We start from the raw sequence: 24976 nt of genomic DNA, 5'->3' as shown, positions 1-24976 counted from the left end.
CTTGGGCCGGGAGGAGCAGTTGCGGCAGGCCAAGCGTGCCGCCCGGCAAATCGCTAAGGCAAGCAGCAGAACAAGGCGGGGCAGCCGGCGCGGTACTGGTACGGCAGCCGATAGCTCGAACGAGGGCGCGGCCTCCTCCTACGGAAGCGCCGCACCAGGCCCGCCGTAATCAGGGCTTGTAGGCGAGGCGTCAGGCAGCACTGAGGCAGCGAGGAAGCAGCGCGAGCCTCGATCTGGGCCGGTGCCAAACATCAAACGATGACGGCCTGCACCTGCTCCCCGGCGCGGGACACCAACAGCCGGCAGCGCTCGACAGCTTCGGTCCGCATCCCCCCGACGGGGGTCATGAACGACGGATCGGACGCGCCCGAGCCGACGAGATTCCCTTGGGGCGTGTCACCACTGCTCATCGAGGGCTGCGATCTGCTTGCGGAGGGTTCGGGCATCCTTCGGAGGCAGGACCACAACGGCGACGTCCAGGATCCAGCGCAGCTCGGGCGGATTCGGACAGCACTCCATCACCCCACAGCCGGAGGTGGGGTCCCACAAGCGATGCCATGGGTGGCGCACGAACCATGACCAGGTCCGCAGTGCATCAGTGACGGCCTGGTTCCAGAGGCGGGTGCGTTCGAGGTAGGCGATGGCTCTCAATCCCCGGACCGAGAGCCCGGGGATGACAGAGGTTGATCCGTCAAGCGGTCGCCGGTAGATGGAGTGGGCACGCAGTTGTGCGGGGCGCCTACGCGGCATTGCCCTTTCGTGGAGTCGACATGCCGATCATCGTTGCACATCCGCATTCGGCTCACCTGCGCGACGACCTACGTGCGTGGGGACCGGACCACGACGACTCCCACGGTGGAGGTCGGCCTGGGTCGCGGCGGAACGGCTGTCGACAGCAACGCTGACAGCAACGCCGCCGGACGGCGGCACGCTGACAAGCGCCAGCACGGCCGGGCGGGTAGGGCGGTGAGGACCACGACCAGGCTGAGGGCCTTGTTGAGGATCACGGCCTGCAGAGCGGCGAACCCGAACAGCATGATCAGCAGGGGCAGAGGGAACTCGGCGCCGCCGAGGCCGATCATCCCGCCGAGCACGCCGACGGCCGCGGCGGCGAACGCCAGTGCCAGCGCCAGGAAAGAACGAACGGCGGGGCGGTCGGGCGCCGGCGAGGTCGGCACGCCCGAACCCTTTGCGGTAGCGGCGGACCTGGATGTGGGCCAGCGGCCGGCCTTCGAGTTGAGCTGGTTAGAACCTGACTCTTATCACTGGGTCGGTTTTCGGCGGGTCGTAGGGCGTTGACCTGGGGTTCCGGTCGGGAGGTTGCGCACTAATCGTGGCCTCTAGGCTTGTCGGCCGTGTCGCCGTACGTGCGAACGGTGAGGACGGCCTCACCCGCGAACTCACCGAGATCCGTGAGCAGTTGGCCGTGGCCCACGCTGACCTCCGGGAAGCTCGCCGGCCAGCTGGCGCAGCCATACGTAACTGACGCCCAATCGACCGTTGCCAGCTGTTCGATTTCCTCATCCCATCGAGCCGGTCAGGCGGCGCCGGAGAGCCGTCTTCACTCGCCCACCGACGTGCGGGAATTCGGTTGGTCCCAGGTCAACGCTTGGTTACGGTCTTCCTCTGTGACACGCCCAGGTTTTGACTCGTACCTGATCTGCGCGACGCCCCGCTCGGGAAGTACCTTGCTGTGCGGTCTGCTGGACTCGTCCGGGGTTGCCGGCCACCCAGCCTCCTACTTCAATCGCAAGAGTTTGAATGAGTACGCCGACGACTGGCGTATAGCACGACCGCGTGATGGACGGATCGACGAAGCGTTCGTTCGAGCGGCGCTAACCGCCGGCAAGACTTCGAACGGTGTCTTTGGCGGGAGGATCATGGCAGATACGCTGCCGGAACTGATAAGTGGCCTTGCCGCCGCCGCATCTATACCAGCGGTGACGGATGTAGACCTATTGAGCGCCCAGTTGGGTCAACTCGGATTCGTTCACCTGCGTCGACGCGACGTCGTGGCCCAGGCGGTGTCGTGGGCAAAGTCACTGCAAACCCATTTCTGGCATCCGGGCGAAGCCATCGCGCCCGGAGGTCAGGATCCTCATTACGACGAAGAGCTGATTGGTCGGCTTGTCGCCACGATCGAGAGATCCGAGGCGGACTGGACAGTCTGGTTCGCCTCTCACAGCATCGTGCCTTGCGAGGTGACGTATGAGGAGTTGGCGGCAGATCCGCCCCGCACTGCACAAAAGGTGCTCGACTATCTCGGTCTGAATGTTCCGCCGGATCGGCAACTGGTGGTCGGGCACCGTCGACAGGCCGATCAACTCAACGCAGACTGGATAACGAGATTTAAGTCTCGCTGAACCGTCTGTTCTACCCGAGCGTCTCCCGCTAGCAGTCCGGGCGACGGCGGAATGGGGTCGGAGAGTCATCCGGGGCACAAGACGCCGTGAAACGTCGTCAACCAGCGAGGAACCATGACAGCCGCAGACGCCGTGTGAGCAGGCGTCGCGGGCCGTTCCCGCTGGTGGTGGGACAGCCGCTCTCATTTCCGCTTCAACAGCTGACACGGCTAGCGGTGCTTCGGGCCAGCATCAGCCGCTACGGTGCGCTCATGAGCCTGGCACACGGCGGCGTCTAGGTGCTCGTGCATCAGCTTCACCTCGGGGGATGGCCAGCCCTGGCCGCGAACCAGGGCTCGTCGCCGGGGCTGGCGTGGCGGTCAGCTACAGCTGGTGCAGGCGCTTGCGCAGAGCAATTGTCGATTCCTGTGGATGGCTGAACCACGGTGGCGGGCTGGTGCCTTGAATCTCCTGCGATCCCATGCTGTTCGGCCCGATAGTTTCAGCCGGCTGCCAGGACTTCCACGCCGCGCGCCGTGAGCCACTCGACGACTGCGTGGTGGGGGTCGGCGTCGGTGATCAGTCCGCTGATGTCTTCCCAGGGCAGGACGCGGAACCGTGATGCTGTGCCGATCTTCTCGGACGAGGCGAGGATGTAGGTGTCCGCGGCCCGCGCGGCCAGGGTGCGCTTCATCGCGGCCTCTTCAGCGTCGCCGGTGGTAAGCCCCGCGTCTGGGTGGACGCCGGTGACGCCCAACAGGCAAAGGTCGGCGGAGATGTTCTGAGCGGCCTCGACCGCGGCCGCGCCGCAGGCAACCGCGGAGTGCTTGAAGATGCGGCCGCCGAGCAGGAAAACCTCGGCCTGCGGATGCTCCAGCAGCGCGGCCGTGACGGTCGGGCTGTGGGTGATCACGGTGCAGTCCAGGTCCGGCGGAAGGGCATGAGCTACAGCGAGGGCGGTGGTGCCGCCGTCCAGGATCAGGGCGCTGCCCGGCCGCACCAGCGCGGCGGCCGCCGCGGCGACCTTCTGCTTGCCGGCGGGGGTGACCGTCTTCCGGGCGGCGTAGTCCGCCACGGCCGGGGAGACGGGCAATGCCCCGCCGTAGACACGCTGGCACAGTCCCTCGGCGGCAAGGTCGCGCAGGTCGCGGCGCACGCTGTCCTCGGAGATGCCCAGGTCTGCGGCGACGTCCTTGGCGACGATCTTGCCCTGCCGGGCGAGCAGGTCCAGCAGGTGAGCACGCCGTTGAGCGGCCAGCATCCACACTCCTTCATGTTCTTGCACGTTTCTGCATGTATCGTAGCGCGTCATGACCGACAAGCCGATGCTCATCCTCATCGCCGGGCCCTACCGCTCCGGCACCGACGGCGACCCGCGGGCCATGGCCGCCAACCTCGGCCGCCTCGAAGCGGCAGCGTGGCCGGTCTTCGCCGCCGGCCACGTGCCCATGATCGGGGAGTGGGTGGCCCTGCCCGTCCTGCGCTCGGCCGGCGCGGGCCCCACGGACCCCCTCGCCGACCAGGTGCTCTACCCGACCGCCGAGCGCCTGCTCACCCACTGCGACGCCGTGCTCCGGCTCCCCGGTGACTCCACCGGAGCCGACCAGGACGTCGCCACGGCCCGCCGCCGCGGCCTGCCCGTCTACCACGACGCGGCCGAGATCCCGCGCCGCACTCCGCAGGAAGGCAGGGCCGCGTGATGGCCCGCCCCGGCATCGACATCCCCGACCACCGCGGCCGCACCGGCCTCGACCGGGCCGGACGCGACCTGGACCGCAACGCCGACATCGTGGTCCGCGACGTGGAGCTCACCTCCCAGGGCTGGCACATCCTGCGCCGCACCACCTTCGACTACCGCCGCCGCCACGGACGCTGGGAAACCCAGCAGCGCGAGACGTACGACCGCGGCAACGGCGCGGTCGTCCTGCCGTACGACGCCGAGCGCGGCCGTGTGCTGCTCACCCGTCAGTTCCGCTACCCGGCCTACGTCAACGACCACCGGGACGGCATGCTCGTCGAGGCCGCCGCCGGACTGCTCGACGGCGACGACCCGCTCGCCGCCATCCGGCGCGAGGCCGCCGAGGAGCTCGGCGTCACGCTCGGCCCGATCGCCCACGTCCTCGACGCCTATATGAGCCCCGGTTCGGTCACCGAGCGCCTGCACTTCTACGCCGCCCCCTACACCCCGGCCGACCGCACCGGAACCGGCGGCGGTCTTGACGAGGACGGCGAGGACATCGAAGTGCTCGAACTGCCCTTCACAGAGGCGCTCGCCATGGTCCGTGACGGACGCATCGCCGACGGCAAAACGATCCTGCTCCTGCAATGGGCTGCCCTGGACGGACCCTTCGCCCCCGCAGCAGGCACCGGCTGACACCGCCGCCCCCCGGTCGGCCTGCCTCGGGTGCGGGGTGTCGTCGGTGGATCGGGGCCGCATTCGGTATGCGAAGCTTGCGCCGTCGACCACGGCGGGGGTGGCGACCATCCACGGCGCGTTGACCAGTCCGCTGTCGACTGCAGGTTTCTGGGCGGCCAGCATGCAGAACGACGGCAGGGCGGTCATCAGGTAGAGGTCGAGATCGTCGAAGGGCTCCTGTTCGCCGACGGTCACGCCTGTCCAGACCTCGACCCCGCGCTGGGTCAACGCCTGCCTCAGCGGTTCCACGTCGATGTGGACGGCTCGGTCGAACCGAAGCCCCACCTGCTCGCCCGCCAGCAGCTGCAGGCGCTCTCGCCACTGGCCTGCGCCCTGCATCGGCACGAACCCGCAGACGCCGTACCCGCGACCGGTCAGGTGGTGGCCGTTGCGTTCGAAGACGACTGCGCGGGTGAGGTTGCGCAGACGCAGCGGTACGACGAGCCGGCCGTCGGGAGCGAGCTGCTCCGGCCACGCTGGCGGGATATCCGGCGCGCCGACTTCTCCGGACTCTGATGATCTTGGATCCCGAGTTGACTCAGATTGGTGCGCAACTGGTTTGGACGATTTGATTGTGTCGTGGGCTTGGCCGAGGTCGTCGAGGAGGGTATTGGCGGCGGTGATGATCTCGAAGGGCGGATGTGCCCCGACGTTACGGCGGGGGCAGGCGCTCGCTGAGTTTGTGTGCTGATGTTACGCATTGGCCCGGTGGAGGCGTTCGGCCGCCTGTGCCCGCAGTGCATCACCACCTGCCGGGGTGCCCCCGCACAGTGCCATTTCCCGGGCGTTGTACGCAGCCATCCACAGGCTGGCCGCCCACGCGATCTCCAGTTCCACGGCCGAGAACAGGCGCCCTCGAATGTCTTGATAGGCCAACAGGAACGCCTCGGAGCTATCGATCGGCGCCAGCATGGGCGGCCCGGCACTGGCGAAAGACCCGCTCGCCGCTCCCACCAGCGCCGCCTCCGGCTGCCACGCCAGGCTGTCCCAGTCGTGCACCGCCCACACCCGCCTACCCCGCCACCGCAGGTTCTGCGCCTCGAAGTCGGCGTGGCCGAGCACGCACGGCAAGCCGGCGGCCAGCAGGCGCCCCCGGGCCCGCTCAGCCGTCTGGACAATGTGCTCGGACACCGCACCCTGGTCCCGGCTGTCAAGAAAGTCGATCGTCGGCCACACCCCAGAATCGGTGTGGTCCCAGCGGACCCAGGGCGGACTCGGCAGCGGCGGCGCGACGGTCACGCCGGAAAGCTCGGCCATCAGCCGGGCGAACACCTCAGCGCAGCGCCTGGCTATGTCCAGCGAGTCCCCCCGCAGTACTTCGCCGCCGGGCCGGAATTCCTCGGCGTGCACGGCCAGCGCACCGACACCGACCACCGGCGTGAGCGGCCGGGCACATGCAAACCCGCGCTCGGCCAACCGGGCCTGCGCCGCGACACACGAAGCGGCCCGGCCGTCGTCGGCGCGCGCCTTGACCACGACGTCCCGGCCACCGGCCAACCGCAGACCGAACACCATCGAGACCTGATGCGACTGGAACAGCACGCCGGCGGGTTCGCCTCCCAGATGGTCACGACACCAAGCCGGTAACCAGTCCGGCAACTCGTCCAGCTGCACACTCAGGACTGTGCCATAGGCCCCAGACGCACCGGAGGCGAGTCTGCGGTGCGGCGCCATTTACCGACAAGGCCCGTCTTGCCCGTCGTGCCGAGCCGGTAGCGGGTCCCGTCAGCTGAGGCCCGGATCCCACCCGCAACGCCATAACCAACCATCGCATCCGTCGTGGTGACCTCTTCGGCAGCCCCGAAGGGGTCAACATCCGTGGCCTTTCGCTGGTCCGCCTGGCGGTGTCCTTATCTCGACGTCCTCATCTGCGGAATGAGTGCGTTGCTCAGGACAGCCGCCGTCTGCTGCCAGCCAGGAGAGATTCGGTACAGGACGTGCCGGCGGAGCCGATGGCCCGGCGGCACGCCGGGGTGGTCGAAGTCGTCGGCCGAGTCGCGGGTCATGCCGAGCCGCTCCATGACCGCCCGGGACCTAGCATTGGTAGCGGCCGTGAAAGAGACGATCATCGGAAGCGCCGCGCGGGTGAACCCGTAGTCGATCGCCGCTCGGGCTGCCTCCGTCGCATACCCCTGGCCCCAGGCCGGTCGCGCAAGCCGCCAGCCAATCTCCACCGCGGGTGTGAAGTGAGCCTCGAACCCGGGCACCGACAGGCCGGTGAACCCGACGAACTGCCCGGTCGTAACCACCTCGATGGCCCACAGCCCGAACCCATGCTACTCGAAGTCGGCCTCGATACGGTCGACCAGCAAATCACTGACGCGGCGGGTGAGCGGTGCGGGAAAGTGTTCCATGACCTCGGGGTCGGCGTTCATTTGCGCGAACGGTGCCCGGTCGGCCTCCCGCCAACGCCGCAGCCGCAGCCGCTCCGTCCTCAGCTCATGACCGTGACCGATCGCCGCCTCCTTACCGAGACGTCTCGCTCGCCATGGCCCCGATCTTGCCAGCGGGCAGGCAGTTCCAAAGCAGCGCCGCCCGTCGCAGAGCCAGCACCGGGTGGACGGCACTCGACCGCCTCACCCTAGACGAGATCGATGGCCGCAGGCACGTCATGTCGCCGACCGAGTACCTGGTCATGCACCGTGCCCGGCTTCGAATCCGTGGCCAGAGGCCGCTGCGAGATGGTTCTTGGCGGGGCCGGCGGTCGAATCGATGACAACTATCAGCCAATTGACGGCGGCGCGTTCGGGGAGAACGCTGGGAGCGGGGGCAGCCCTCCGAAGCAGGTGGCACCCGCCACGCTGGCGGGGAAGGCGTTTCGGCCGGCATCGACAACGTCCGGCATCGACGACGTTAGGAAGTCCTGCCATGGACGACCCGCGACCTCCCAAGTCAACAACCCGGGAATCTCGCCGGCCTGCGCAGCGCGCGTGGTGGCCGGTCATCGGCGGTTGGGTCGTAGTGGTGCTGGCAATCAGCAGCTGTGGGCGGCCGGTGCGGCAGGCTCCGCCGGCGGGAACTTCGACCGGGGTCGTCAAGCAGACGCTTGACGTGATTCGCGGGCGCTACACCATGATCATGAGGCAGGACGGACAGGAGTTCCGTCAGGAGTACGAGGTGATCGCCGACGGCGATCGGCGTACCCGCATTAACTACTTTGGGGAACCGGAGACGGATTGGGAGAAGAGGACGGACGGCAGTTGGACGGTCTGGGACGGCCAGGTCCTGCTCGACTACAACCCGAATGGCGAGCCGGCGTACACCCGGGTCGACGACCCGGACGCCGGCCAGCGGCCGGTCTACGTCCTTCGGGAGGGCTCGCAGCATTTCCGGCGGGCGTGCCCGGATGCCCGCCGCTTGGGGACGCACACCCTACTCGGGCACATCGCCGTCCGCTATGCGTGCGCCGGCTCGACTGACGAGGGCGGGATGCCCGAGCCGCACGAGATGTCGCTGGATCAGGCGACAGGCCTCCTACTCAAGGACGACGGAGCCACACTGTCCATTGCGGCTAGCGACGTCGATTTCGTTCACACTGTGGACGTTGGCACGTTCTCCACTGAGCTACTCGCTGGCGGGCAAGACGGGTCTGGTCCGAGGATCGAGGACTTCCGCCTGCCGCGGGTGGGCGGCGGCGAGCTGGCATCGGCTGACTATCCGCCGCCGTTGGTGATCGTCGTCGGAGACGCGACGGGCATCCGAAAGATGGTGGCCCGGCTCCTACCGTTGACGCAGGGCGGCGTCCGACCGCGGGTGATCGGCATGCTCGTCGCAGTACCGCCTGCGGATTGGAAGGGCAGCCTGCTCAACCCGGCCGACGCCGCGTCCTTGGCCGAGGAGGCGTCGAAGGCGGCAGGCCCGTTCCCCGTGCCGGTTGGCGTGGACATCAAGGGTGCGGCCGGATACCAGATCAGCCAGGCAACCGGTATCGAAGCCGGGCAGACCAAGCCAACCGCGGTTGGTTTCGTCGCCTCCGACGGAACGATGGCGCACGCCAGCACGGATGCTGCAACCGACGACAAGCTTCGCGAATTGATCGACACGCTGCAATGATTTCCCGTTCTCCTCGACAAGCATGATTCGGCCGTTGCGCCGAAATCGGAAGTCGCGCGTTGGTGAGCCGGCGACGGCGAACCCCTACCGGTCAGTCGTCCACGCAATCGCGTCGTTGAGCGGATGGTTATGCGTTCCGATTTGGGTCAGGCTGGAGACCGAGTCGGTCCCGTGCCGGCGTCGGACCTCGGCTTGACCTGACCTTGAGGCGTGGACCACCAGCGGACCACGCCGGGTCGACCGCTGATGGCTACCCGGCTGCACCCTCAGCTGCCGCCGAGGCGCCGTTGCGTCGTGGGATCGACGACGCGTTGAACCCGTGTCGGTCCGAGGTCAGATCGCCAGGGCGAGGGCGGCGAACGCCACAGACACCCGTGTTACCGGCGGGGCGTCGGCAGCGAGTTCGTAGTGTCCGCGTCGGAGGTTCTGCATGAACGCGTGGCCGGCGATGATCACTTGTGCTGTCTTGTCGGTTCGTAGACCGCGCATCGGTCTCAACCGGTGTTTCAGCTGGCTGTGATCAGCCTCGATCGGATTGTTGGCGTACTGCTCGACGTGGTGCCACGCCGACGGGACCAGCTCATCCAGCACGCCGGGGTAGACCGCGGCGTCCGTGACGACTTCGCTGGGCGTCACCTTCAACGCCGACAGCGCGCGTCGGAAGAACCGCCGCGCCGCGCCGGCATCACGGCGGGCCGAGACCAGCACGTCTATGACCTGCCCGTGCTGGTCGACCGCCCGATACACGTACCGCCACACCCCATTGACCTTGACGTACGTCTCGTCGGCGAACCACCTATCGCCTGGTGAGTGGCGGCTGAATCGGGCGGCATCGGCCAGCAGCGGCGTGAACCGCTGCACCCACCGGTAGACCGTAACGTGATCGAACTCCACCCCACGTTCGACCAGCAGTTCCTCAACGTCCCGATACGACAGGTTGAACCGCAGATACCAGCGGACCGCGACCACGATCACCTCCGGCGGGAACCGGAACCCGGCGAACGCGGACTTTGGAGGCAGCGACGGCCGAGAGCTGGTCAGTGACTTCACTGCTCAAGCCTGCCTCGATCTTGCCAACGCTCAATGCAACGGTGCCGATAGTTGCCCGTAGAACAGGTCCTCATCTCGCAGCGGTGGGTCGGAGGACTCCGCCGTGAGGCAGCGTGCCATGTACGTGGAGGCGGGTGGGCACCCAGGACGGCGATCGATCGGCACCCATTCGGGGGTACCGGCGGGCGTCGCGGCAGGCTCGAATGTTTGTACCCACCGTTGATCCTGATATTGCAGGATGTGATGAGCCGTCATGGAGTCGACCGGGTTCTGCCTCGTGCTGGCGGTCACTGTCATGTGCGCCCTGTTCTATTTCGTTTGGAGCCGAGCCAGGGGAGCAGGTGGCCAGAGCCCCGGCGTTCGCCCCGGAGTAGACGACGGCAGGTGGTTGCAGGAAGGCGAGGAGCGCTACCAGCGGCTCGTTAGCCGGCACTACGGCTCGCCCGAGACTATCGCCGCGGGAGGCGTCCAGCGGCTGCGGGCGGGTGACCAGGCCGCCGCGTTGTTCTTCTTCCAGAAGGCCATTGACCTGCTGCACACCCATCATGTCGTCAACGAAATGAGCAGACGGCGACCATCCGATGTCGACGGGCAGATCACTGACGCTTACCTCGACACGCTCGCCTCGATACGGGCCGAGCGGCCGACCGCGCCGGTGGCGGCTTCGGTGCAGGAGGTGACGCATCGGCTGCGGACCATCTCAACGGCGTGCCAGGATGCCGGGATTGACCCGTCGCGGTACCTCACCGCGCTGACCCGGCTCGGCCAGATCGCGCCGGATATCAACGTGAGCCGGACATTCTGGCGGAACCCGACGATGGGGCAGATCTTCCGCGACGGGGACGAGGCGGATCATGGGTAGGCTGGCGATCGGCGAGTCGGTCATGACGAGCGGGGACATAAGCGACTACGAGGCGCTGCAGGTCTTCTTCCGTGTGGCTGAGGAACGCGGCCATCGCGCACCGTCAGTCGTGGTCGACGAGCGCGGAGCGGTGCTGTCGCACCCCGACTACGTGGATCGCATGGGCGTAGCGCACCAGCGGGCTGGCGCGTGGGCGTTCTCCCGTGCGCAGACTGCTGAGGCGTTCGGCCTACCCTCAGGCACGGACTGGATCCGTTGGCAGGCCCTGCATCTGTTGTTCGAGGCCGGCTCGCCGTACCCGAGCACCCCGCATCTGCACCATCAGCTGTACCTGCAGCGGTTCGGCAGCGCCGACACACAGATGCTGGTCCCTGTGTCCGCTGCGCATGCGGTGGCCTGGAGCGACGACGGCTCGCGGGTGTGTGTAATGGAGGAGCGGCTCGGTCGCCTCGCGGACGACTCGGGCATGGCGAAGTACCTGCTTTGGGAGTACGAGCTCGGGGTCGGCAGTCGTCGGCTTGTCGTTGGCTTTCCCGCTGCCGTCCGGCTGGACTTCGTCGAGCTGACGTATTCCCCGGATGGCCGCTGGATCCACCTGTGTGACTGGAGCCAGGGTCGTAACCTGCTTGTTCGCACGGACGACGGGACGGTGGTGCCGTTGCCGGTGCGCTCTGGCGCCGTCGCGTTCAATCCTCGCCTCGACGCAGGCGACATGACCGTGATGACGGTCGACAGTCGGACCGGCGGGCTAGTCATCCACGACTACGATTTGTCAACCGACCGGCTCACGGAGCGGCGCAGGCTGGCATCGCCGACCGGCCTGCCGATGCACGTGCGGGAACTGGCCATCTCGGCAAGGGGCGAGGCCGTGGTAACGGCGCCCATCGGCATCGCGGGGCTGGACCAGCTGCAGCGCGGCGGAGTCCACATCGCCGCCTACATTGACATCGACGTGGGTGAAATCGAGCCAGTGCTCAGCGTGTCTTTCCGGACACCTGGCGCGCAGCGACGGCACACCAGTCCTCGATGGCTCGACGACCGGGCGCTCGTCGAGCCGACGCCACTGCAGGTAGCAGACCATTTGATAGAGGCCGGCACAGTGAACCGCTGCGCGCCGGACTCACCCCAGGTCGCCGAGGACCCCGTGCACCGATGGCTGGAGATCATGGCGGCCACCAACACGGCGTGGCAGGCGGACGTCATCCCAACCCACCGGTTCGCGCAAGAGTTCGTCCAGTACGCGGCCAGCTGCATGGGGATCGACCCGACTGGCACCGAGGAGATCGTCAAGGCCGTACGGCAGCGAAGTCACCGCGACCCCGTCGCCCGAGAGGTCACCCAGCGGGTCATGACTGGCGCACGAGGATGGGCCAGCCTGCCATCGGTGGCGATCCCGACGCCCGAACCGCCGCCGGTCGCCCCGCCGGACCGCGCCTCGGTCCGGGCGGTCGAGCAGGCGCTGATCGACCTGGTCGCCGCGCGCCGACACGCGGAGGCCGCCGAAGCCGTCCGTGCGCTCCTCGCCGCCGCCCAACGGGCGCGCCGGTTGCCATCCGACGTGTGGCGTTGGCTTGCGACCCTCACGACCCCGGCTCTCGCCCATAGAGAGCACGGATTCGTCGCCCGGGTAGCGCTTGCCACCTGTCTATGGAACACCTTCTTCCTCCCACAGGACCCCATGCTGCGAAACCTCGGCCTGCTGGAAACCGGGCACTCGGAGCTTCTGCCGCTGCTCGTCGATGGCTTCGAGGCGACCACCCACCTCCACCAACGACTGGTCGTCGGGGAGCACGGCGACAGCAACTTCGATGCCGAGGCGGTCCGCAACATGTGTCAGCAACTGCTCGCCGAGCTTCCGCTCGATGAGTTCCTCACCCGGACCCGGCGGCCGACCGCACGCACCGGCCAGCTCCCCCCAGCGCTTGATCCACGCGTCACCTCACATCAGAAGGAAGAACGTCCGACCATGAGCCGCAAGCGCGTCTTCATTTCATACGTCAGGGAGGACTCCGCAGACGTTGACCGCATCGCCGCGGCGCTTCGCAGCGCGGGCGTCGAAGTCTGGCTCGACCGCACACATCTACTGCCTGGCCAACGATGGGCGTCCGTGATCCGCAAGGAAATCAACGAAGGTGATTTCTTCGTCGCCTGCTTTTCCGCCGCGTACTTAACGCGCACGAAGACGTTTATGAACGATGAAGTCCTCGTTGCAATCGAACAGCTGCGGCTGCGCCGGCCGGACATGATCTGGTTCCTGCCAGTACTGCTGCAACCGATCAGCGTGCCGAGCTTCTCCATCGGCGGTGGGCAAACCCTCGACACGCTGCAATGCCTGGACATCGCGGCGCTTGGCTGGGACGAGGCGATCAAACGATTGGCACAGGTCATCTGTCCGCCGGCTCCATAGCCACGCCCAGGAGGCGCCTCGCATCTCGGCTTGACGAGACTCAGGGCGAGCCAACTCCTCGGCGCAGTCATCCCCTTAAATCAACCGGCCAACAATGGTCATTCTGGACACGTTTGGGCCGGGGTGCCGCTGCGGGTGCTACTCCCGCCGCCGGACGCTCGGGATGCCCTAGAATCCTGCTCGCGCCACTGGCCGGCGGTGTCGGCGCGCAGAAGGCGATCAACCATGAGCATGGCTTCCCGCTCGGTCTCGTACTCCCACTGCAGCACCTTTCCCTGTGGGGCTCGTAAATCCAGTTTGGCTACGCTGCCTGCGAGTATTCGTTGATCAGTCCGCCGAGGATCGGGCGTCGTTGGACCCGGGCGGCGGTGAGGTCGACGACCTGCGGTGGCGGGTTGGGCGGTCGTTGGCCGAGTGATCGGTGTGGCCGGTGGCCGTTGTAGTGCTCGGTGTACTCGGTCAGGACCTTCGTCAGGTGCCGTTCGCCGAGGATGAGCATCCGGTCGGTGCACTCGCGTCGTACCGTGCCGACCCAGCGCTCTGCGAAGGCGTTCGCCATCGGGGCTTGCGGAGGTGTGCGGAGTACGTCGATACCCGCCGCGGTAAAGACCGTGTCGAACGCGGCCGTGAACTTCGCATCACGGTCACGCAGCAGGAACTGCAGCCCGTCTGCCCGCTGGTCGAGGCCCATCAGCAGGTTCCGTGCTTGCTGCGCCACCCAGCTACCGGTCGGGTGCGCGGTGACACCGACGACGTGGACCTGGCGGGTGGCGAGTTCGATAAAGAAGAGCACGTAGATTCGTTTGAGCAGCACGGTGTCGACGGTGAAGAAGTCGCAGGCCAGGATCGTGTGGGCCTGGGCGGTGAGGAACTGCTGCCAGGTGGGTCCGGTCCGGTGGGGTGCCGGGCCGACGCCGGCCTGGTGCAGGATCTTCCAGACCGTGCTTGCTGCGATCTGGTAGCCCAGGCGAGCCAATTCGCCCTGTATTCGGCGATGGCCCCAGGTCGTGTTGTCCGTTGCCAGGCGTAGCACCAGGTCGCGGAGTTCCCGGTCGATGGGTGGTCGGCCGGGGCGTGCGTGCGGATAGGTCCAGTGCCGGGCGATGAGCTGCCGATGTCAGCGCAACAACGTTGCCGGGGTGACGAAGAACGCCGACCACTGCGGTCGGGGCAGCAGCCGCGACAGCGCCGCCAGCACCACCCGGTCGGCGGGCTGCAGGTCGGGGCGGTGGATCTGTCGGCGCAGGACCGCGACCTGATGGCGCAACACGAGCAGTTCGACGTCTTTAGCGCCGCCGTCGCGGGCGAGTTGGGTGAGCATCTGCAGAATCTGACGCAGGAGCAGGTACACCAGCGAAGCGGTCATGGTTTAGATCGTCCTCGCTGCCGCCGGGCAGACCTCGTACAAAACCGCACGTCACAGCCCGAACCGAGTTTACGAGCCCGACAGGATGTGCTGCACACAGCTTGTAATCGAGCTATCAGGCTCAGGAGGAGCGGAGACTTCCCGTCAGGCCTGATCGCCCTGATGCGTCGTCAGAGCAAGCCTTGCTCCAATTGCTTGTCGCACCCTCAAAGCCCATCGACGGTCGGCGAGGCCCCCGTAGAGAGCGTTACCCCCGATGACCGAGCCACTGCGTGCAACCGGTCAATGATCTGTTGCCAAAGGTCGACCGGATCGGGCTCTTCCTCAGAAGTGGCGAACGCCGAAAAACCAAGATAGAGGCCCTTGGCATAAAGGCTGCAGTCCTTGGCCTCGGGTCCATGTCCGACGGGCAGCACGTCACCTCGGAGACAGACAACCGTCCGGAGGCGACCGATGCTCTTGCCGATCGACCAAGACGTCTCGCGGTTAGGGAACACCCAGAGGTAGTCGCCGACGTACCAGCCGAAGAGATCGCGTGCTGGGTCTCGGACGTCCTTGAGCCGTCCGAATAAGGTCTTCTGGGTCGTCATTGGCGCAAAGTAGCGTTCGTTCCTCCGGACCCCGGCCGCATTCAACTCGGAAGCGATCATCCGCACTCTTGAGCGCAGCGCGTCTACCTTGTCGGAGTGCGCCTGCCGAGCGGCCTTCTGCGCCCAAGTGCACAGTGCACACCAGCCGCTTGGAATTGGGCCATGAGACATGCAGTACGGAGCTCCACCAGCGATTGAGCAACGGGGATTAGCGCATCGCCCGATGGCGGGAATGCCGCAGTTCCCGCACTGACATACCACCACGCCGACACCTCCATCTCTCTTGGGTGACGTTACGGCGTCTACGCCCTGGACATCATCGGCCGAATGTGTGGGCCGCAGGCAACCCTCGGGTGAGACAGCGACGACGCATACAAGGATGGCGTCAGCGTGCCGAGCAGCCACACTTGCGAGCGACCCGGCGGTCACATCAACCGAGGCTGCCCGGATGCGGCCATTACTTGGCATGTGCCTCTTAATCCGCTGGTCGGGCGAATGCCGGATGTAGCAGCGGCTGTAGCAACGAGGACAGACGACGGCGCACCATCATGTGCTGCTAGCGGGTCGGACGGGGGCAGGCCGGCCTGGGATGGACGCGGTCGGAAGGCTGCCCAGAACTTACAAGCGAGGGATCCGAGGCTGTTGCGAACGACGCAGGCCTCTACCTTGGGGACCTCAAACAGCTGTCTGGTTTTAGACACCATCGTGGCCGGCCGTCCAATGTCCGTCGCTGTTGTGCGCCACCATGCTGTTGACATGAGTTGGTCTTCGCCGCCGGACGTCGGTGGCGCTGCAGCACTCGTTGGACTCAAGGCCGGTGGGCGCTCGCATGGCCGACACGGCGAACGACATCCATTCGAAGACGGCGGCACCTTTTTTGGCGGCTCGCCGGTGAGCTGCCGCGTTGTACGTGTGGGCACATGATGTGATTCATTGAGGAGGCCAGGGTGTTCCGGAAGAAGGAGCCGCAGCAGGAAGACGACCGCCCTAACATCGACTGGTCGGACCCCGAGTCGATACGCAAGGAGTGGCCAAATGAAGACCTCGATGAGGCGGCGGATCTTCAATCGTGGCTGCTGGGTAAGCAGTTGTACGACCAAGTGGGCGACGACTACCCGATCATGATGCGCGCCGGCGAGCTCATGTGCCAAGCGCTTCGACACCATCTCTACGGAGACGGCATCCTCACCGGTGCCAAACTTCCCAATACCGTCCATAGCGTCCTTTTTGCTTCCACCTCGAAACCCCCAGACGGCGTCACCCTAAGCCCACCGGCTCGGCGACAAATCCGGTTGGCTTTGACAATCATGAGGAAGCACGGCTGGCAGCCGGCTCACATGGGCGGAAATAGCATGATGGAGGCGCTTTTCAGTCCGCCGCGCGGTATGTGGTTGCTCTTCTCGGCCGCTTTGGCCCCGCCCGGTACGCCATTGGGCGATCTCACCGACTTCTTCACCGGAGAGCCACGGCAGTGATGAGCGGCCCGCCCGCCCAGGCCGTCACCAGGCCGTCAAGGGTGGACCGATGGTGACCAACGGCGACCTGTGGGGCTCGAATACTCGGTTGCGGGCCCTGACCTGCAGTTCTTCGCGGACGAGCTACCTTCGACCGGCGCTGTTTGAGCGAGGGCTCAAATTCCTTGAGCGTTCGCTCAAACAGCGCGGCTCGGAGATCTTGGTCCTATGACGCTGCAGGTCAGGGCCATGGCCGAATATTCGAGCCCCACAGGGTCACTCAGCAGGCCCGGAACCTGTTGATGGACCTCGGCGGCAGAGTCGCCCGGTTCAGGTTCTTGATCCGGGACCGTGACAGCAAGTACACCGCGCCGTTCGACGAGGTCTTCACCACCGAGGGGATCGAGATCCTGCGAACCCCGCCTCGGGCGCCGCGGGCGAACGCGTACGCGGAGCGGTGGGTCCGCACGGTCCGCCGTGAGTGCCTCGACCGGATGCTGATCTACAACAGGCGGCACCTCCTCGCCACCCTCGGGGAGTACGTGGCTCACTACAACGACCACCGGCCGCACCAAGCCCGGGGCCAACAACCGCCCAACGCCACCAACGTACCGCCACGACCGGTCGCCGACCTGACGGCCACACGAGTGCGCCGTAGGAAGATCCTCAACGGGCTGATCAACGAATACTCCCAGGTGGCGTAGCTCTGACCGACTATTCGAGCGGTACAGGCTTGCTGGTGCGCGTCTGCGTGGACTAGCGACGCTCCGAAGACCACTTTCTGAAGGTCGAAGTGGTCAGGTCGCTGCTGGTTCGTGGTCGGCTCGCGCCGATGGCGCCGACGGGCCACCGGGCAGTCAGTGGCGAGGGTGTCGTATCGACTTGTAGCTCTGGAGGCAGGTCGGCGGACGTCATGACGAGTCCTGCGAAGTGGGACGGCGTTCCCACCGGCAACGCGCCGACCAGGGCTTTGGCGCTGCTGACCTCTTCGGCGCACTCGAAGGGAACTCGGCCGACGGACAGGTCGCGGGTCATGTGAGGACATAGGTGCCGCCGGTGAGGTACTGGACGGTGGTGTGCCAGCGCCAAGCCGGCGGCATGGCTGCCGGGCTGTGGGCTCGTAGCCCGGAATTCTAGGTCGTGAACTGCCGATACTGCGGCAGCCCCGGCGGACCGGCGGATGGCAGCCCTCAGGGCCCCTGAGGGTCAGCCGGGCGGCCGGGCGATGGCGGGGGGCACAAACCACCCATTCTTCGTCGCCCTCCTCCGCCCCGGCGCGACGTTCATCCCCGGCCACCTCGTCGGACGTCCCAGCGAGGTCGTGTCCGCGCAGCAGCTGCCCCATCTACCGGTCTTGGCGATCTTCGGCGAGGGCTGGTGTCCACCCACTGACCCATCGGCAAGCCAATGAGTCGTTGATTGGCCTGTTGTGCACGGACCAATATCCCGTTCAACCCTTCCGGAGCCAATGAGAGGTAGGACGGAAATGATGAATGCGCAGGATGCCCGGCTTGTCGCGGGAGTGCCTTGGCCGGTAATTCAGGGCGACGACGACTCGGTGGTCTACTTCGATGACAAGCCCTGGGTTGAGATGCGCGACCTGGGCTACACAGGGTCGTTCATCAAGGTCGTCTCCGTTGACCGGGAGAACGGCGAGATCATCTTCCTGTACGACATGGCGCCGAACACCCAATTCCCCATCCACGAGCACAAGTGCCGCGTCATCGCGTACACGATTTCTGGTGCCTGGTGGTACGACTCGCGTGAGTCCCTGGTGGAGGGGACGACCATCATCGAGGGCGTGGGTTCTACCCACATCCCTCAGTCCGGGGACGAGGGATTCCGGGCTTTTGTCGTACTGCTGACCAAGCCGGGTCAGAGCGTGTTCCTCCGTCGGCAGCACCCCAAGACCCTGGACGTGCTCGAGCTGGACTACGAGTACTTTGAGCGGCTCATGAACCTGACCGACGAACCTGAGGTCTGCCAGGTAAAGGGATGGCCGACCGACCACGTCTGAGCAACCGCGCAGCACCAGGGGTGACACCACCGCCGCTGCCGCGGGCGGGGGTGGTGTCACTCTGATCAACCTCCAGGACGTGCCAGATTGTAAGGTCATCGGGAGTTCACATGAGTGCAGTTCAACGCGAGTCGGGTTCGCTCCGATGGTCCCGTCTCATGCCAATCGTGTTCATCACCTACAGCCTCGCCTTCGTCGACCGGGCGAACTACTCGTTCGCCACGGCCGGGGGGCTCGCGGAGGATCTCGGCATCACGGCGAGCATCTCCAGCCTCGTCGCGGCCAGCTTCTTCGCCGGCTACTTCCTCTTCCAGATTCCAGCCGCCCACTTCGCGGAGCGGCGCAGCGCCGTCAGCGTCACCTTCTGGTGCCTGATCCTGTGGGGCCTGTTCTCCTCGCTTCAGGGGTTCGTGTCTTCCCCGACCGCCCTCATAGTCACGCGCTTCCTGCTCGGCGTGACCGAGGCGGCGGTGTTCCCGGCGCTGATCATCCTGCTGACCCGCTGGTTCCGTGCTCGTGAGCGCGGCCGCGCCAACACACTCCTGATCCTCGGCAGCCCGGTCACGGTGATGTGGATGTCCGCAGTGACGGGGTACCTGATCGAGGTCACGAGTTGGCGGGCCATGTTCGTCATCGAGGGCGTGCCGGCGATCCTGTTCGCGTTCGTATTCCGCAAGCTCGTCCAGGACATGCCGAGCCGGGCCGCGTGGATGTCCAAGGGTGAGACGGTCGCGCTCGAGGCTGACCTGGAGCGTGAGCAGGCGGCCCTGCCGAAGGTGGCCGGGTACGCGCAGGCGTTCCGCCAGCCCCGGGTGCTCATCCTTTGCGTCCAGTACGCCTGCTGGACGATCGGCATCTACGGGCTCGTGTTCTGGCTGCCGACGATCATCAAGGCCGGCTCCAAGGAAGGCATCGGGAACACGGGTCTGCTGAGCGCCTTCCCGTACCTGCTGGCCGTCATTTTCATGGTGCTCAACAGCCGTTGGTCGGACCGGTCGAGTGCATCCCGTGGTCGGTTCGTGTGGCCGGTCCTGCTGGCCAGCGCGGTACTGTTCTACGTGTCGTACCAGGTTGGCGAGGACCACTTCGCGGTCTCGTTCCTGTCGCTGTCGCTGGCATGCGGTCTGATGTATGCGCCCTATGGAACGTATTTCGCCGCAATCACGGAGATGCTGCCGCGCAACGTGGCAGGTGCGGCGACCGCGCTCATTAACAGCTGCGGTGCGGTCGGTTCGTTTGCTGGCACCTATGTGATCGGGTGGCTGACCGGCGACTTCGGCCAGGGGGCCGCGTTCCTGTTCCTGGCCGGGGCGCTGTTCACCGCGTCGATACTGATGATCGCGGTCAGGGCGCCAAGTCGCGCTGGCGCGGCCGTCCCGACCCTGACGCCGGCGGGAACGGCCGCGTCCTGATATGCCGGCCTTGCGATCGTTGGTCACGGTTGGGGACGCCACGACGCCGGGCGGTTGGCCGGCGACGCGCGGCGCCGCGGACACTGGGTCGCGGGGCCAGCACCGAAGCATCGGCAGCCCCGCCCTGGGCGTACGAGGCCTCACGAAGGGGGTGACGAGCATGGCGGCGACCTCACGGCACCCGCGGCGGGTGACAGCGCACGAGTTCGCCACCTTGCTCGGCCGCTGGCAGGGCGGCACGGGTGAGCTGTACCGGCAGCTCGCCGAACGGATCCGGTTGGCCATCCAGCAGGGCGACCTGCGGGCGCACACCCCGGTGCCGCCGCAACGGGAGTTGGCGCAGGCCCTTTCCGTCAGCCGCAGCACGCTGGCCGCGGCGCTGCAGATCCTGTCTCGGGAGGGCTTCGTCGAAGCGCGCCGCGGGAGCGGCACGGTCGTCCGTGACCCCTCGGCGCCTTTCGACGGGCTCAGCTGGACCAACGTCCTCGGCATGATGCCGGTGTTCCGGCAGCCGGACGGCGCCGATGACGGGGTGGTCAACCTGGCTGCGGCGGGGCTCGACCCCCACCCGGCGCTGTGGGAGTCGTGGACGAGGGTCGTCCGGGACGCTCCGCAGACGTGGGCCGGGGCCCACGGCTACCTCCCGGCGGGGCTGCCGGCGCTGCGCGCCGCGGTCGCGGCGCAGGTATCCGAGCGCGGCCTGCCGACCGAGCCGGGCCAGATCCTGATTACCGCCGGCGCCCAACAGGCGATCTTTCTGGCGGCGTCCGCGTGGCTGTCGACCGGGGACACGGTGCTCGCGGAGACACCGCTGTACGCGGGGGCTTTGGAGGCGCTGCGTTCCCTCGGCGCTCGTGTGGTGCACGTACCGAACGATGTCGTCGGGCCCCGCCCCGATGACATCGAGCGGCTGACCCGCGAGCATCAGCCGCGCTTCCTGCTCTTGTCTGCCACGTGCAGCAATCCGTCGGGACGCACCCTGCCCACCGGGCGCCGGCGGGAGATCGCGGCGGCATGCCGACGGGCGAACGTTCTGCTCATGGAGGACGCCGCTCAACAGCAGCTGCTGCTGGGCGACGAACCGGACCCCGGGTACCTCGCCCAGCACTGCCGGCCCGGCCAGTCGGTCGTCGTCGGTTCGCTGAGCAAGCTGCTGTGGGGCGGCCTGCGGCTCGGGTGGCTGCGAGCCGACATCCCCGTCATCCGGAACCTGACCCGGCTCAAGGGCGCGATCGACCTCGGCTCACCGGTGCTACTGCAGGAGGTCGCCGCGCACGCGCTCGCTAGCCGCGGCGCTGAGCTCGAGCGGGACCGCCGCGCGCAGGTCAGCGCCGCGCACGACCTGGCGGTGGGTAACTTGCGTCAGCTCATCCCCGACTGGCAGGTCGCTTCCTGTTCCGGCGGGCTGGCGTTGTGGGTGCAGCTTCCGCGGGCCAACGCCGCCGAGTTCGCGTCCGTGGCCCTGCGGCACGGCGTCAGTGTGATCCCCGGGGACATGTTCGCCTACGACGGTGGCTACGGCGACCGGCTCCGGGTTTCCTTCGCCGCGACTCCGCCGAGGCTCCGGCTCGGAATCGAACGGCTCGCTGCCGCGCGGCAGACGTTCATTAGCTGAGCGCCTTGTCAGTCCAGGCATCAACGGTCGGTGCGCGCGGCCGCGCCTGACAAAACCACCTTCGATCTTTAAAGTTGGGAATGCATCGATGACTGCCAAGAGGGTCGGGTTGCCATACGCCAACGGGGACGTCTCGTACTGGTACCAGGAGGCGGGCCTGCCGAGGTCCCGACCCAGGCTCGGCGGTGACGTCGACGTCGACGTGTGCATCGTCGGGGCGGGGCTGACCGGGCTGTGGACCGCCTACTACCTCAAGCGTGCTTGCCCGGACCTCCGCCTCGCCGTTCTCGAGAAGGAGTTCTCCGGGTTCGGGGCGTCCGGGCGCAACGGCGGCTGGCTGAGCGCAGAACCGGCCGGGCAGGTCACGCGCTGGGCGAAACGACAGGGGCGCCAAGCCGCGGTGGCCATGCAGCACGCGATGTTCGACGCCGTCGAGGAGGTGATCGCCCGCGCCGCTGCGGAGGGCATTGACGCCGATGTCGTCAAGGACGGGCTGCTGCACGTCGCGACCAACGACGCGCAGCACGCGCGCCTGGCAGAGCGCGTCAGCCGCTGGCGCGAGTGGGGCTGGGGTGCAGAGGACCTAGTGCTGCTGTCCCGGGCGGAAACCGACGAGCGGGTACGAGTGGCCGGGGCCCGCTCCGCGGCGTTCACTCCGCACTGCGCCCGGATCCAGCCGGCGAAGCTCGTTCGTGGTCTGGCCGACGTCGTCGAGCGCCTCGGGGTACAGATCTTCGAACGTACCGAGGTGACCGAGATCCGGCCTCATCTGGCCGTGACCCCGCACGGAAGGGTGCGGGCGTCCTACGTCCTGCGCGCCACCGAAGGGTTCACCGCCGCCATGAAGGGGCACCAGCGGACGTGGCTGCCGATGAACAGCAGCCTGATTGTCACCGAACCACTGCCGGACAGCGTCTGGTCCGAGATTGGTTGGTCCGGGGCCGAGTTGCTCGGCGACGAGGCCCATGCATACTGCTACCTGCAGCGCACCCCCGACGGGCGCATCGCGATCGGGGGCCGCGGAGTCCCGTACCGGTTCGGCTCCCGGTGGGATCACAACGGCCAGACACACCACACGACCGTGCGATCGCTGCGTGATCAGCTCGCGCGACTGTTCCCGGCAGCCGCCGCCGCGCAGGTCGCCCACACATGGTCCGGGGTTCTAGGCGTGCCGCGGGACTGGTGCGCCACCGTCCACGTCGACCAGGAAACCGGGCTCGGCTGGGCCGGCGGGTACGTCGGGCACGGCGTGACCAGCGCGAACCTCGCCGCCCGCACGCTCCGCGATCTCGTTCTTCGCCACGACACCGATTTGACCCGGCTGCCGTGGGTCCACGACCGGGTGCGGTCCTGGGAGCCCGAGCCGCTGCGTTGGCTGGGCGTCCGAACCCTGTACGTCGCATACCGGCTCGCTGACCGGCACGAGAGCAGGGGTGGCCACCGCACATCGGCTATCGCCCGCTGCGCGGATGTCGTCTCTGGCCGGGTCAGCTGAGAGGAAGACACATGCCAACGACCCTTTCCGCCGACGAGCTGATCGCGTCGGTACCCAAGCACCTGCTGATCGGTGGCCGTTGGGTTGCGGGTGCCACGAGGCGGACTTTGGCCGTGGACGACCCCGCCACCGGGACCGTGCTCTGCGAGATCGCCGATGCCGACGTCGAGGACGGTAGGCAGGCCCTCGACGCGGCGTTCGAGGCCCAAGACGGCTGGGCGGACACCCCCGCGCGGGAGCGCAGCGACATTCTCCGTCGCGCATACGAGATCATCCTCAGCCGGACCGAGGATCTGGCGCTCCTCATGACCCTCGAGATGGGCAAGCCGCTTGCCGAGGCGCGCGGTGAGGTCGCCTACGCGGCCGAGTTCTTCCGGTGGTTCTCTGAGGAGGCGGTCCGCGTTGACGGAGGGTTTTCCAGGACACCCGACGGGCGCAATCGCATCCTGGTCATGCGCCAGCCGGTAGGGCCGTGCCTGCTCATAACGCCCTGGAACTTCCCACTCGCGATGGGCACCCGCAAGATCGGCCCGGCGATCGCGGCCGGGTGCACCATGGTGCTCAAGCCGGCACCCCAGACCCCACTGTCCAGTCTGGCTCTGGCACGGATCCTGCAGGAGGCGGGACTGCCCGACGGTGTCCTTCAGGTCATCACCACCTCGCGGCCCGGCGATGTGGTCGCGCCGCTGCTGCGCAGCGGCCAGATCCGCAAACTGTCGTTCACGGGCTCGACGCAGGTCGGTCGGGTCCTCCTCGCCCAGTGCGCGGAGGCCGTGGTCCGTACGTCGATGGAGCTCGGTGGCAACGCACCGTTCATCGTCTTCCCGGACGCCGATTTGGACCTGGCCGTCGAGGGTGCGATGACGGCCAAGATGCGCAACATGGGTGAGGCGTGCACGGCAGCCAACCGCCTGTTCGTACATAGAAGAATCGCAGACGAGTTTGGATGGCGGCTGGCGGCTCGCATGAGATCCCTACGCGTCGGAGCCGGCACGGCTGATGACACCGACGTTGGCCCGCTCATCGACGAGGCCAGCCGGCGCAAGATCAGCGCGCTCGTCAACGACGCAGTCTCACGTGGCGCCCGCGTGCTGACCGGCGGCACGGCGATTGAGGGCCCTGGCTACTTCTACTCTCCCACCGTGCTGACCGAAGTGGACCTGTCGAGCGAAATGCTGAAGACGGAGATTTTCGGACCGGTGGCACCGATCGTCGCTTTCGACGACGAGGCCGAGATCGTCCGGACTGCCAACGCCACGGACTGGGGCCTGGTCGGATACGTGTTTACCCGGGATATCGACCGCGCGCTGCGCCTGTGCGAACGGCTCGACGTGGGGATGGTGGGACTCAACACCGGGCTCGTCTCGACCCCGGCGGCACCCTTCGGGGGCGTCAAGCAGTCGGGACTGGGACGGGAGGGGGGACGGGTCGGGATCGAGGAGTTCCTCGAGTACAAATACGTCGCCATCCCGGTCAGGGGATGACGCCCCTGGCCGGAAGTGGCGGGGCGATGGGCTCCCACCTCGACCGGATATCGTAATCCGTGCCCGTTCACGCGTTGCTTACCCGTGCTGAGGCGAGCCTGCCCGAGGGGGCCAGAGCCGAGAACGGCGTGACCGCTGTGGACGTCCGGGAGTACCTGCGGTAAGGGGAATGGGAGCTCGCTCTCGACCTGCTGCAGGAACTCGGTGAGGACTGTCCCGTCCCGTGCCTGTTCTGGAAGCTGTAGGCGGAGGTCGCCTCGCTGCTATGGCTGGACCGTTCGGTGCTCTGGTGCCACTGGCGGCGACAGGAGGCCGAGCACGGAGTCATCCGCGCTGATTTGGAACTCTTTTCGCCGGAGCGCGGCGGCCGGCGGCTGGCGTTGTCGGGTCAGGGCCAGCTCCGTCCGATGTGG

At 67.1% G+C, this 24976-nt stretch carries 21 protein-coding genes and 2 pseudogenes; 13 read left to right on the top strand and 10 right to left on the bottom strand.

The window, feature by feature from the left end:
- Positions 1 to 251 precede the first annotated feature (251 nt).
- Both OG990_RS16200 and OG990_RS16195 read right to left on the bottom strand, forming a co-directional pair.
- The gene (locus OG990_RS16200; RefSeq protein WP_406081271.1) at positions 252 to 410 is read right to left on the bottom strand and encodes a hypothetical protein; all 159 of its coding nucleotides are present in this window, start codon (positions 408 to 410) and stop codon (positions 252 to 254) included.
- Positions 411 to 818: 408 nt separating this feature from the next.
- Entirely contained in the window at positions 819 to 1178 is a 360-nt protein-coding gene (locus tag OG990_RS16195) for a hypothetical protein (RefSeq protein ID WP_406081270.1), read from the bottom strand.
- Between the two features lie 450 nt (positions 1179 to 1628).
- On the opposite strand from OG990_RS16195, the gene OG990_RS16190 reads away from it, so the two are divergent.
- Positions 1629 to 2363: a Stf0 family sulfotransferase gene (locus OG990_RS16190; protein WP_406081269.1), complete on the top strand. Its 735-nt coding sequence runs from the start codon at positions 1629 to 1631 to the stop codon at positions 2361 to 2363.
- 481 nt (positions 2364 to 2844) lie between these two features.
- Here OG990_RS16190 and OG990_RS16185 read toward each other — a convergent pair whose 3' ends face one another.
- Positions 2845 to 3681, bottom strand: coding sequence for a DeoR/GlpR family DNA-binding transcription regulator (locus OG990_RS16185; RefSeq protein WP_406081268.1), 837 nt, complete (start codon positions 3679 to 3681; stop codon positions 2845 to 2847).
- Here OG990_RS16185 and OG990_RS16180 point away from each other — a divergent pair.
- Both OG990_RS16180 and OG990_RS16175 read left to right on the top strand, forming a co-directional pair.
- Positions 3653 to 4042 (top strand): DUF4406 domain-containing protein, encoded by a 390-nt coding sequence (locus OG990_RS16180; protein WP_406081267.1) that lies wholly within the window; start codon positions 3653 to 3655, stop codon positions 4040 to 4042. The two genes, OG990_RS16185 and OG990_RS16180, sit on opposite strands and share 29 nt — an antisense overlap.
- The gene (locus OG990_RS16175; RefSeq protein WP_406081771.1) at positions 4042 to 4716 is read left to right on the top strand and encodes an NUDIX domain-containing protein; all 675 of its coding nucleotides are present in this window, start codon (positions 4042 to 4044) and stop codon (positions 4714 to 4716) included. Before OG990_RS16180 ends, OG990_RS16175 begins: the two co-directional genes overlap by 1 nt.
- Before the next feature lie 435 nt (positions 4717 to 5151).
- Here the strand turns inward: OG990_RS16175 and OG990_RS16170 are convergent.
- The 3 genes and pseudogenes from OG990_RS16170 to OG990_RS16160 form a co-directional block, all read right to left on the bottom strand.
- Positions 5152 to 5244: pseudogene (locus tag OG990_RS16170) on the bottom strand (hypothetical protein); the annotation flags it as partial.
- A gap of 207 nt (positions 5245 to 5451) precedes the next feature.
- Positions 5452 to 6372, bottom strand: a complete 921-nt coding sequence (locus OG990_RS16165; RefSeq protein WP_406081265.1) for a hypothetical protein — start codon at positions 6370 to 6372, stop codon at positions 5452 to 5454.
- Between the two features lie 236 nt (positions 6373 to 6608).
- A pseudogene (locus tag OG990_RS16160) lies at positions 6609 to 7325 on the bottom strand (GNAT family N-acetyltransferase).
- Between the two features lie 301 nt (positions 7326 to 7626).
- On the opposite strand from OG990_RS16160, the gene OG990_RS16155 reads away from it, so the two are divergent.
- The gene (locus OG990_RS16155) at positions 7627 to 8811 is read left to right on the top strand and encodes a hypothetical protein (RefSeq protein ID WP_406081263.1); all 1185 of its coding nucleotides are present in this window, start codon (positions 7627 to 7629) and stop codon (positions 8809 to 8811) included.
- A gap of 333 nt (positions 8812 to 9144) precedes the next feature.
- Here the strand turns inward: OG990_RS16155 and OG990_RS16150 are convergent, their stop codons facing one another.
- The gene (locus OG990_RS16150) at positions 9145 to 9831 is read right to left on the bottom strand and encodes an IS6 family transposase (RefSeq protein ID WP_406081770.1); all 687 of its coding nucleotides are present in this window, start codon (positions 9829 to 9831) and stop codon (positions 9145 to 9147) included.
- A gap of 283 nt (positions 9832 to 10114) precedes the next feature.
- Here OG990_RS16150 and OG990_RS16145 point away from each other — a divergent pair, with 283 nt between their 5' ends.
- Both OG990_RS16145 and OG990_RS16140 read left to right on the top strand, forming a co-directional pair.
- Positions 10115 to 10723, top strand: a complete 609-nt coding sequence (locus OG990_RS16145; protein ID WP_406081262.1) for a hypothetical protein — start codon at positions 10115 to 10117, stop codon at positions 10721 to 10723.
- Entirely contained in the window at positions 10716 to 13130 is a 2415-nt protein-coding gene (locus tag OG990_RS16140) for a toll/interleukin-1 receptor domain-containing protein (protein ID WP_406081260.1), read from the top strand. The genes OG990_RS16145 and OG990_RS16140 overlap by 8 nt, the downstream gene beginning before the upstream one ends.
- A 301-nt stretch (positions 13131 to 13431) precedes the next feature.
- On the opposite strand, the gene OG990_RS16135 is transcribed toward OG990_RS16140, so the two are convergent.
- From OG990_RS16135 to OG990_RS16125, 3 genes are all read right to left on the bottom strand, one after another.
- Positions 13432 to 14235, bottom strand: a complete 804-nt coding sequence (locus tag OG990_RS16135; RefSeq protein WP_406081769.1) for an integrase core domain-containing protein — start codon at positions 14233 to 14235, stop codon at positions 13432 to 13434.
- Between the two features lie 12 nt (positions 14236 to 14247).
- Entirely contained in the window at positions 14248 to 14496 is a 249-nt protein-coding gene (locus tag OG990_RS16130) for a hypothetical protein (RefSeq protein ID WP_406081259.1), read from the bottom strand.
- 206 nt (positions 14497 to 14702) lie between these two features.
- On the bottom strand, positions 14703 to 15146 hold the full coding sequence (locus OG990_RS16125; protein ID WP_406081258.1) for a hypothetical protein: 444 nt from the start codon (positions 15144 to 15146) through the stop codon (positions 14703 to 14705).
- A gap of 887 nt (positions 15147 to 16033) precedes the next feature.
- On the opposite strand from OG990_RS16125, the gene OG990_RS16120 reads away from it, so the two are divergent.
- The 7 genes from OG990_RS16120 (at position 16034) to OG990_RS16090 (ending at position 24563) form a co-directional block, all read left to right on the top strand.
- Positions 16034 to 16561, top strand: a complete 528-nt coding sequence (locus OG990_RS16120; protein WP_406081256.1) for a hypothetical protein — start codon at positions 16034 to 16036, stop codon at positions 16559 to 16561.
- Positions 16562 to 16878: 317 nt separating this feature from the next.
- Complete coding sequence (locus OG990_RS16115) at positions 16879 to 17244, top strand: transposase (protein ID WP_406081255.1); 366 nt, start codon at positions 16879 to 16881, stop codon at positions 17242 to 17244.
- Positions 17245 to 18026: 782 nt separating this feature from the next.
- A complete protein-coding gene (locus OG990_RS16110) occupies positions 18027 to 18557 on the top strand; it encodes a cupin domain-containing protein (protein WP_406081254.1) in 531 nt (176 codons plus the stop codon).
- A gap of 167 nt (positions 18558 to 18724) precedes the next feature.
- Entirely contained in the window at positions 18725 to 19969 is a 1245-nt protein-coding gene (locus OG990_RS16105) for an MFS transporter (RefSeq protein WP_406081253.1), read from the top strand.
- A gap of 160 nt (positions 19970 to 20129) precedes the next feature.
- Positions 20130 to 21584, top strand: a complete 1455-nt coding sequence (locus OG990_RS16100) for a PLP-dependent aminotransferase family protein (RefSeq protein WP_406081252.1) — start codon at positions 20130 to 20132, stop codon at positions 21582 to 21584.
- Positions 21585 to 21672: 88 nt separating this feature from the next.
- Positions 21673 to 23079, top strand: a complete 1407-nt coding sequence (locus OG990_RS16095; RefSeq protein ID WP_406081250.1) for an NAD(P)/FAD-dependent oxidoreductase — start codon at positions 21673 to 21675, stop codon at positions 23077 to 23079.
- Positions 23080 to 23090: 11 nt separating this feature from the next.
- Positions 23091 to 24563, top strand: coding sequence for an NAD-dependent succinate-semialdehyde dehydrogenase (locus OG990_RS16090; protein ID WP_406081249.1), 1473 nt, complete (start codon positions 23091 to 23093; stop codon positions 24561 to 24563).
- Positions 24564 to 24976 lie beyond the last annotated feature (413 nt).

It is taken from the genome of Micromonospora sp. NBC_00858, from assembly GCF_045207365.1.
Classification (GTDB): domain Bacteria; phylum Actinomycetota; class Actinomycetes; order Mycobacteriales; family Micromonosporaceae; genus Micromonospora.
The sequence above is the reverse complement of the archived record's forward strand: the minus strand, read 5'-3'. Positions and strand labels throughout refer to the sequence as shown.

What these genes read in the sequence shown, in the direction of transcription:
- OG990_RS16090 (WP_406081249.1), top strand. Translation starts at nt 23,091, where the DNA reads ATGCCAACGACCCTTTCCGCCGACGAGCTGATCGCGTCGGTACCCAAG.
- OG990_RS16145 (WP_406081262.1), top strand. Translation starts at nt 10,115, where the DNA reads ATGGAGTCGACCGGGTTCTGCCTCGTGCTGGCGGTCACTGTCATGTGC.
- OG990_RS16100 (WP_406081252.1), top strand. Translation starts at nt 20,130, where the DNA reads ATGGCGGCGACCTCACGGCACCCGCGGCGGGTGACAGCGCACGAGTTC.
- OG990_RS16185 (WP_406081268.1), bottom strand. Translation starts at nt 3,681, where the DNA reads ATGAGGATGAGCATCGGCTTGTCGGTCATGACGCGCTACGATACATGC.
- OG990_RS16180 (WP_406081267.1), top strand. Translation starts at nt 3,653, where the DNA reads ATGACCGACAAGCCGATGCTCATCCTCATCGCCGGGCCCTACCGCTCC.
- OG990_RS16140 (WP_406081260.1), top strand. Translation starts at nt 10,716, where the DNA reads ATGGGTAGGCTGGCGATCGGCGAGTCGGTCATGACGAGCGGGGACATA.
- OG990_RS16125 (WP_406081258.1), bottom strand. Translation starts at nt 15,146, where the DNA reads ATGATCGCTTCCGAGTTGAATGCGGCCGGGGTCCGGAGGAACGAACGC.
- OG990_RS16175 (WP_406081771.1), top strand. Translation starts at nt 4,042, where the DNA reads ATGGCCCGCCCCGGCATCGACATCCCCGACCACCGCGGCCGCACCGGC.
- OG990_RS16200 (WP_406081271.1), bottom strand. Translation starts at nt 410, where the DNA reads ATGAGCAGTGGTGACACGCCCCAAGGGAATCTCGTCGGCTCGGGCGCG.
- OG990_RS16095 (WP_406081250.1), top strand. Translation starts at nt 21,673, where the DNA reads ATGACTGCCAAGAGGGTCGGGTTGCCATACGCCAACGGGGACGTCTCG.
- OG990_RS16110 (WP_406081254.1), top strand. Translation starts at nt 18,027, where the DNA reads ATGATGAATGCGCAGGATGCCCGGCTTGTCGCGGGAGTGCCTTGGCCG.
- OG990_RS16130 (WP_406081259.1), bottom strand. Translation starts at nt 14,496, where the DNA reads ATGACCGCTTCGCTGGTGTACCTGCTCCTGCGTCAGATTCTGCAGATG.
- OG990_RS16155 (WP_406081263.1), top strand. Translation starts at nt 7,627, where the DNA reads ATGGACGACCCGCGACCTCCCAAGTCAACAACCCGGGAATCTCGCCGG.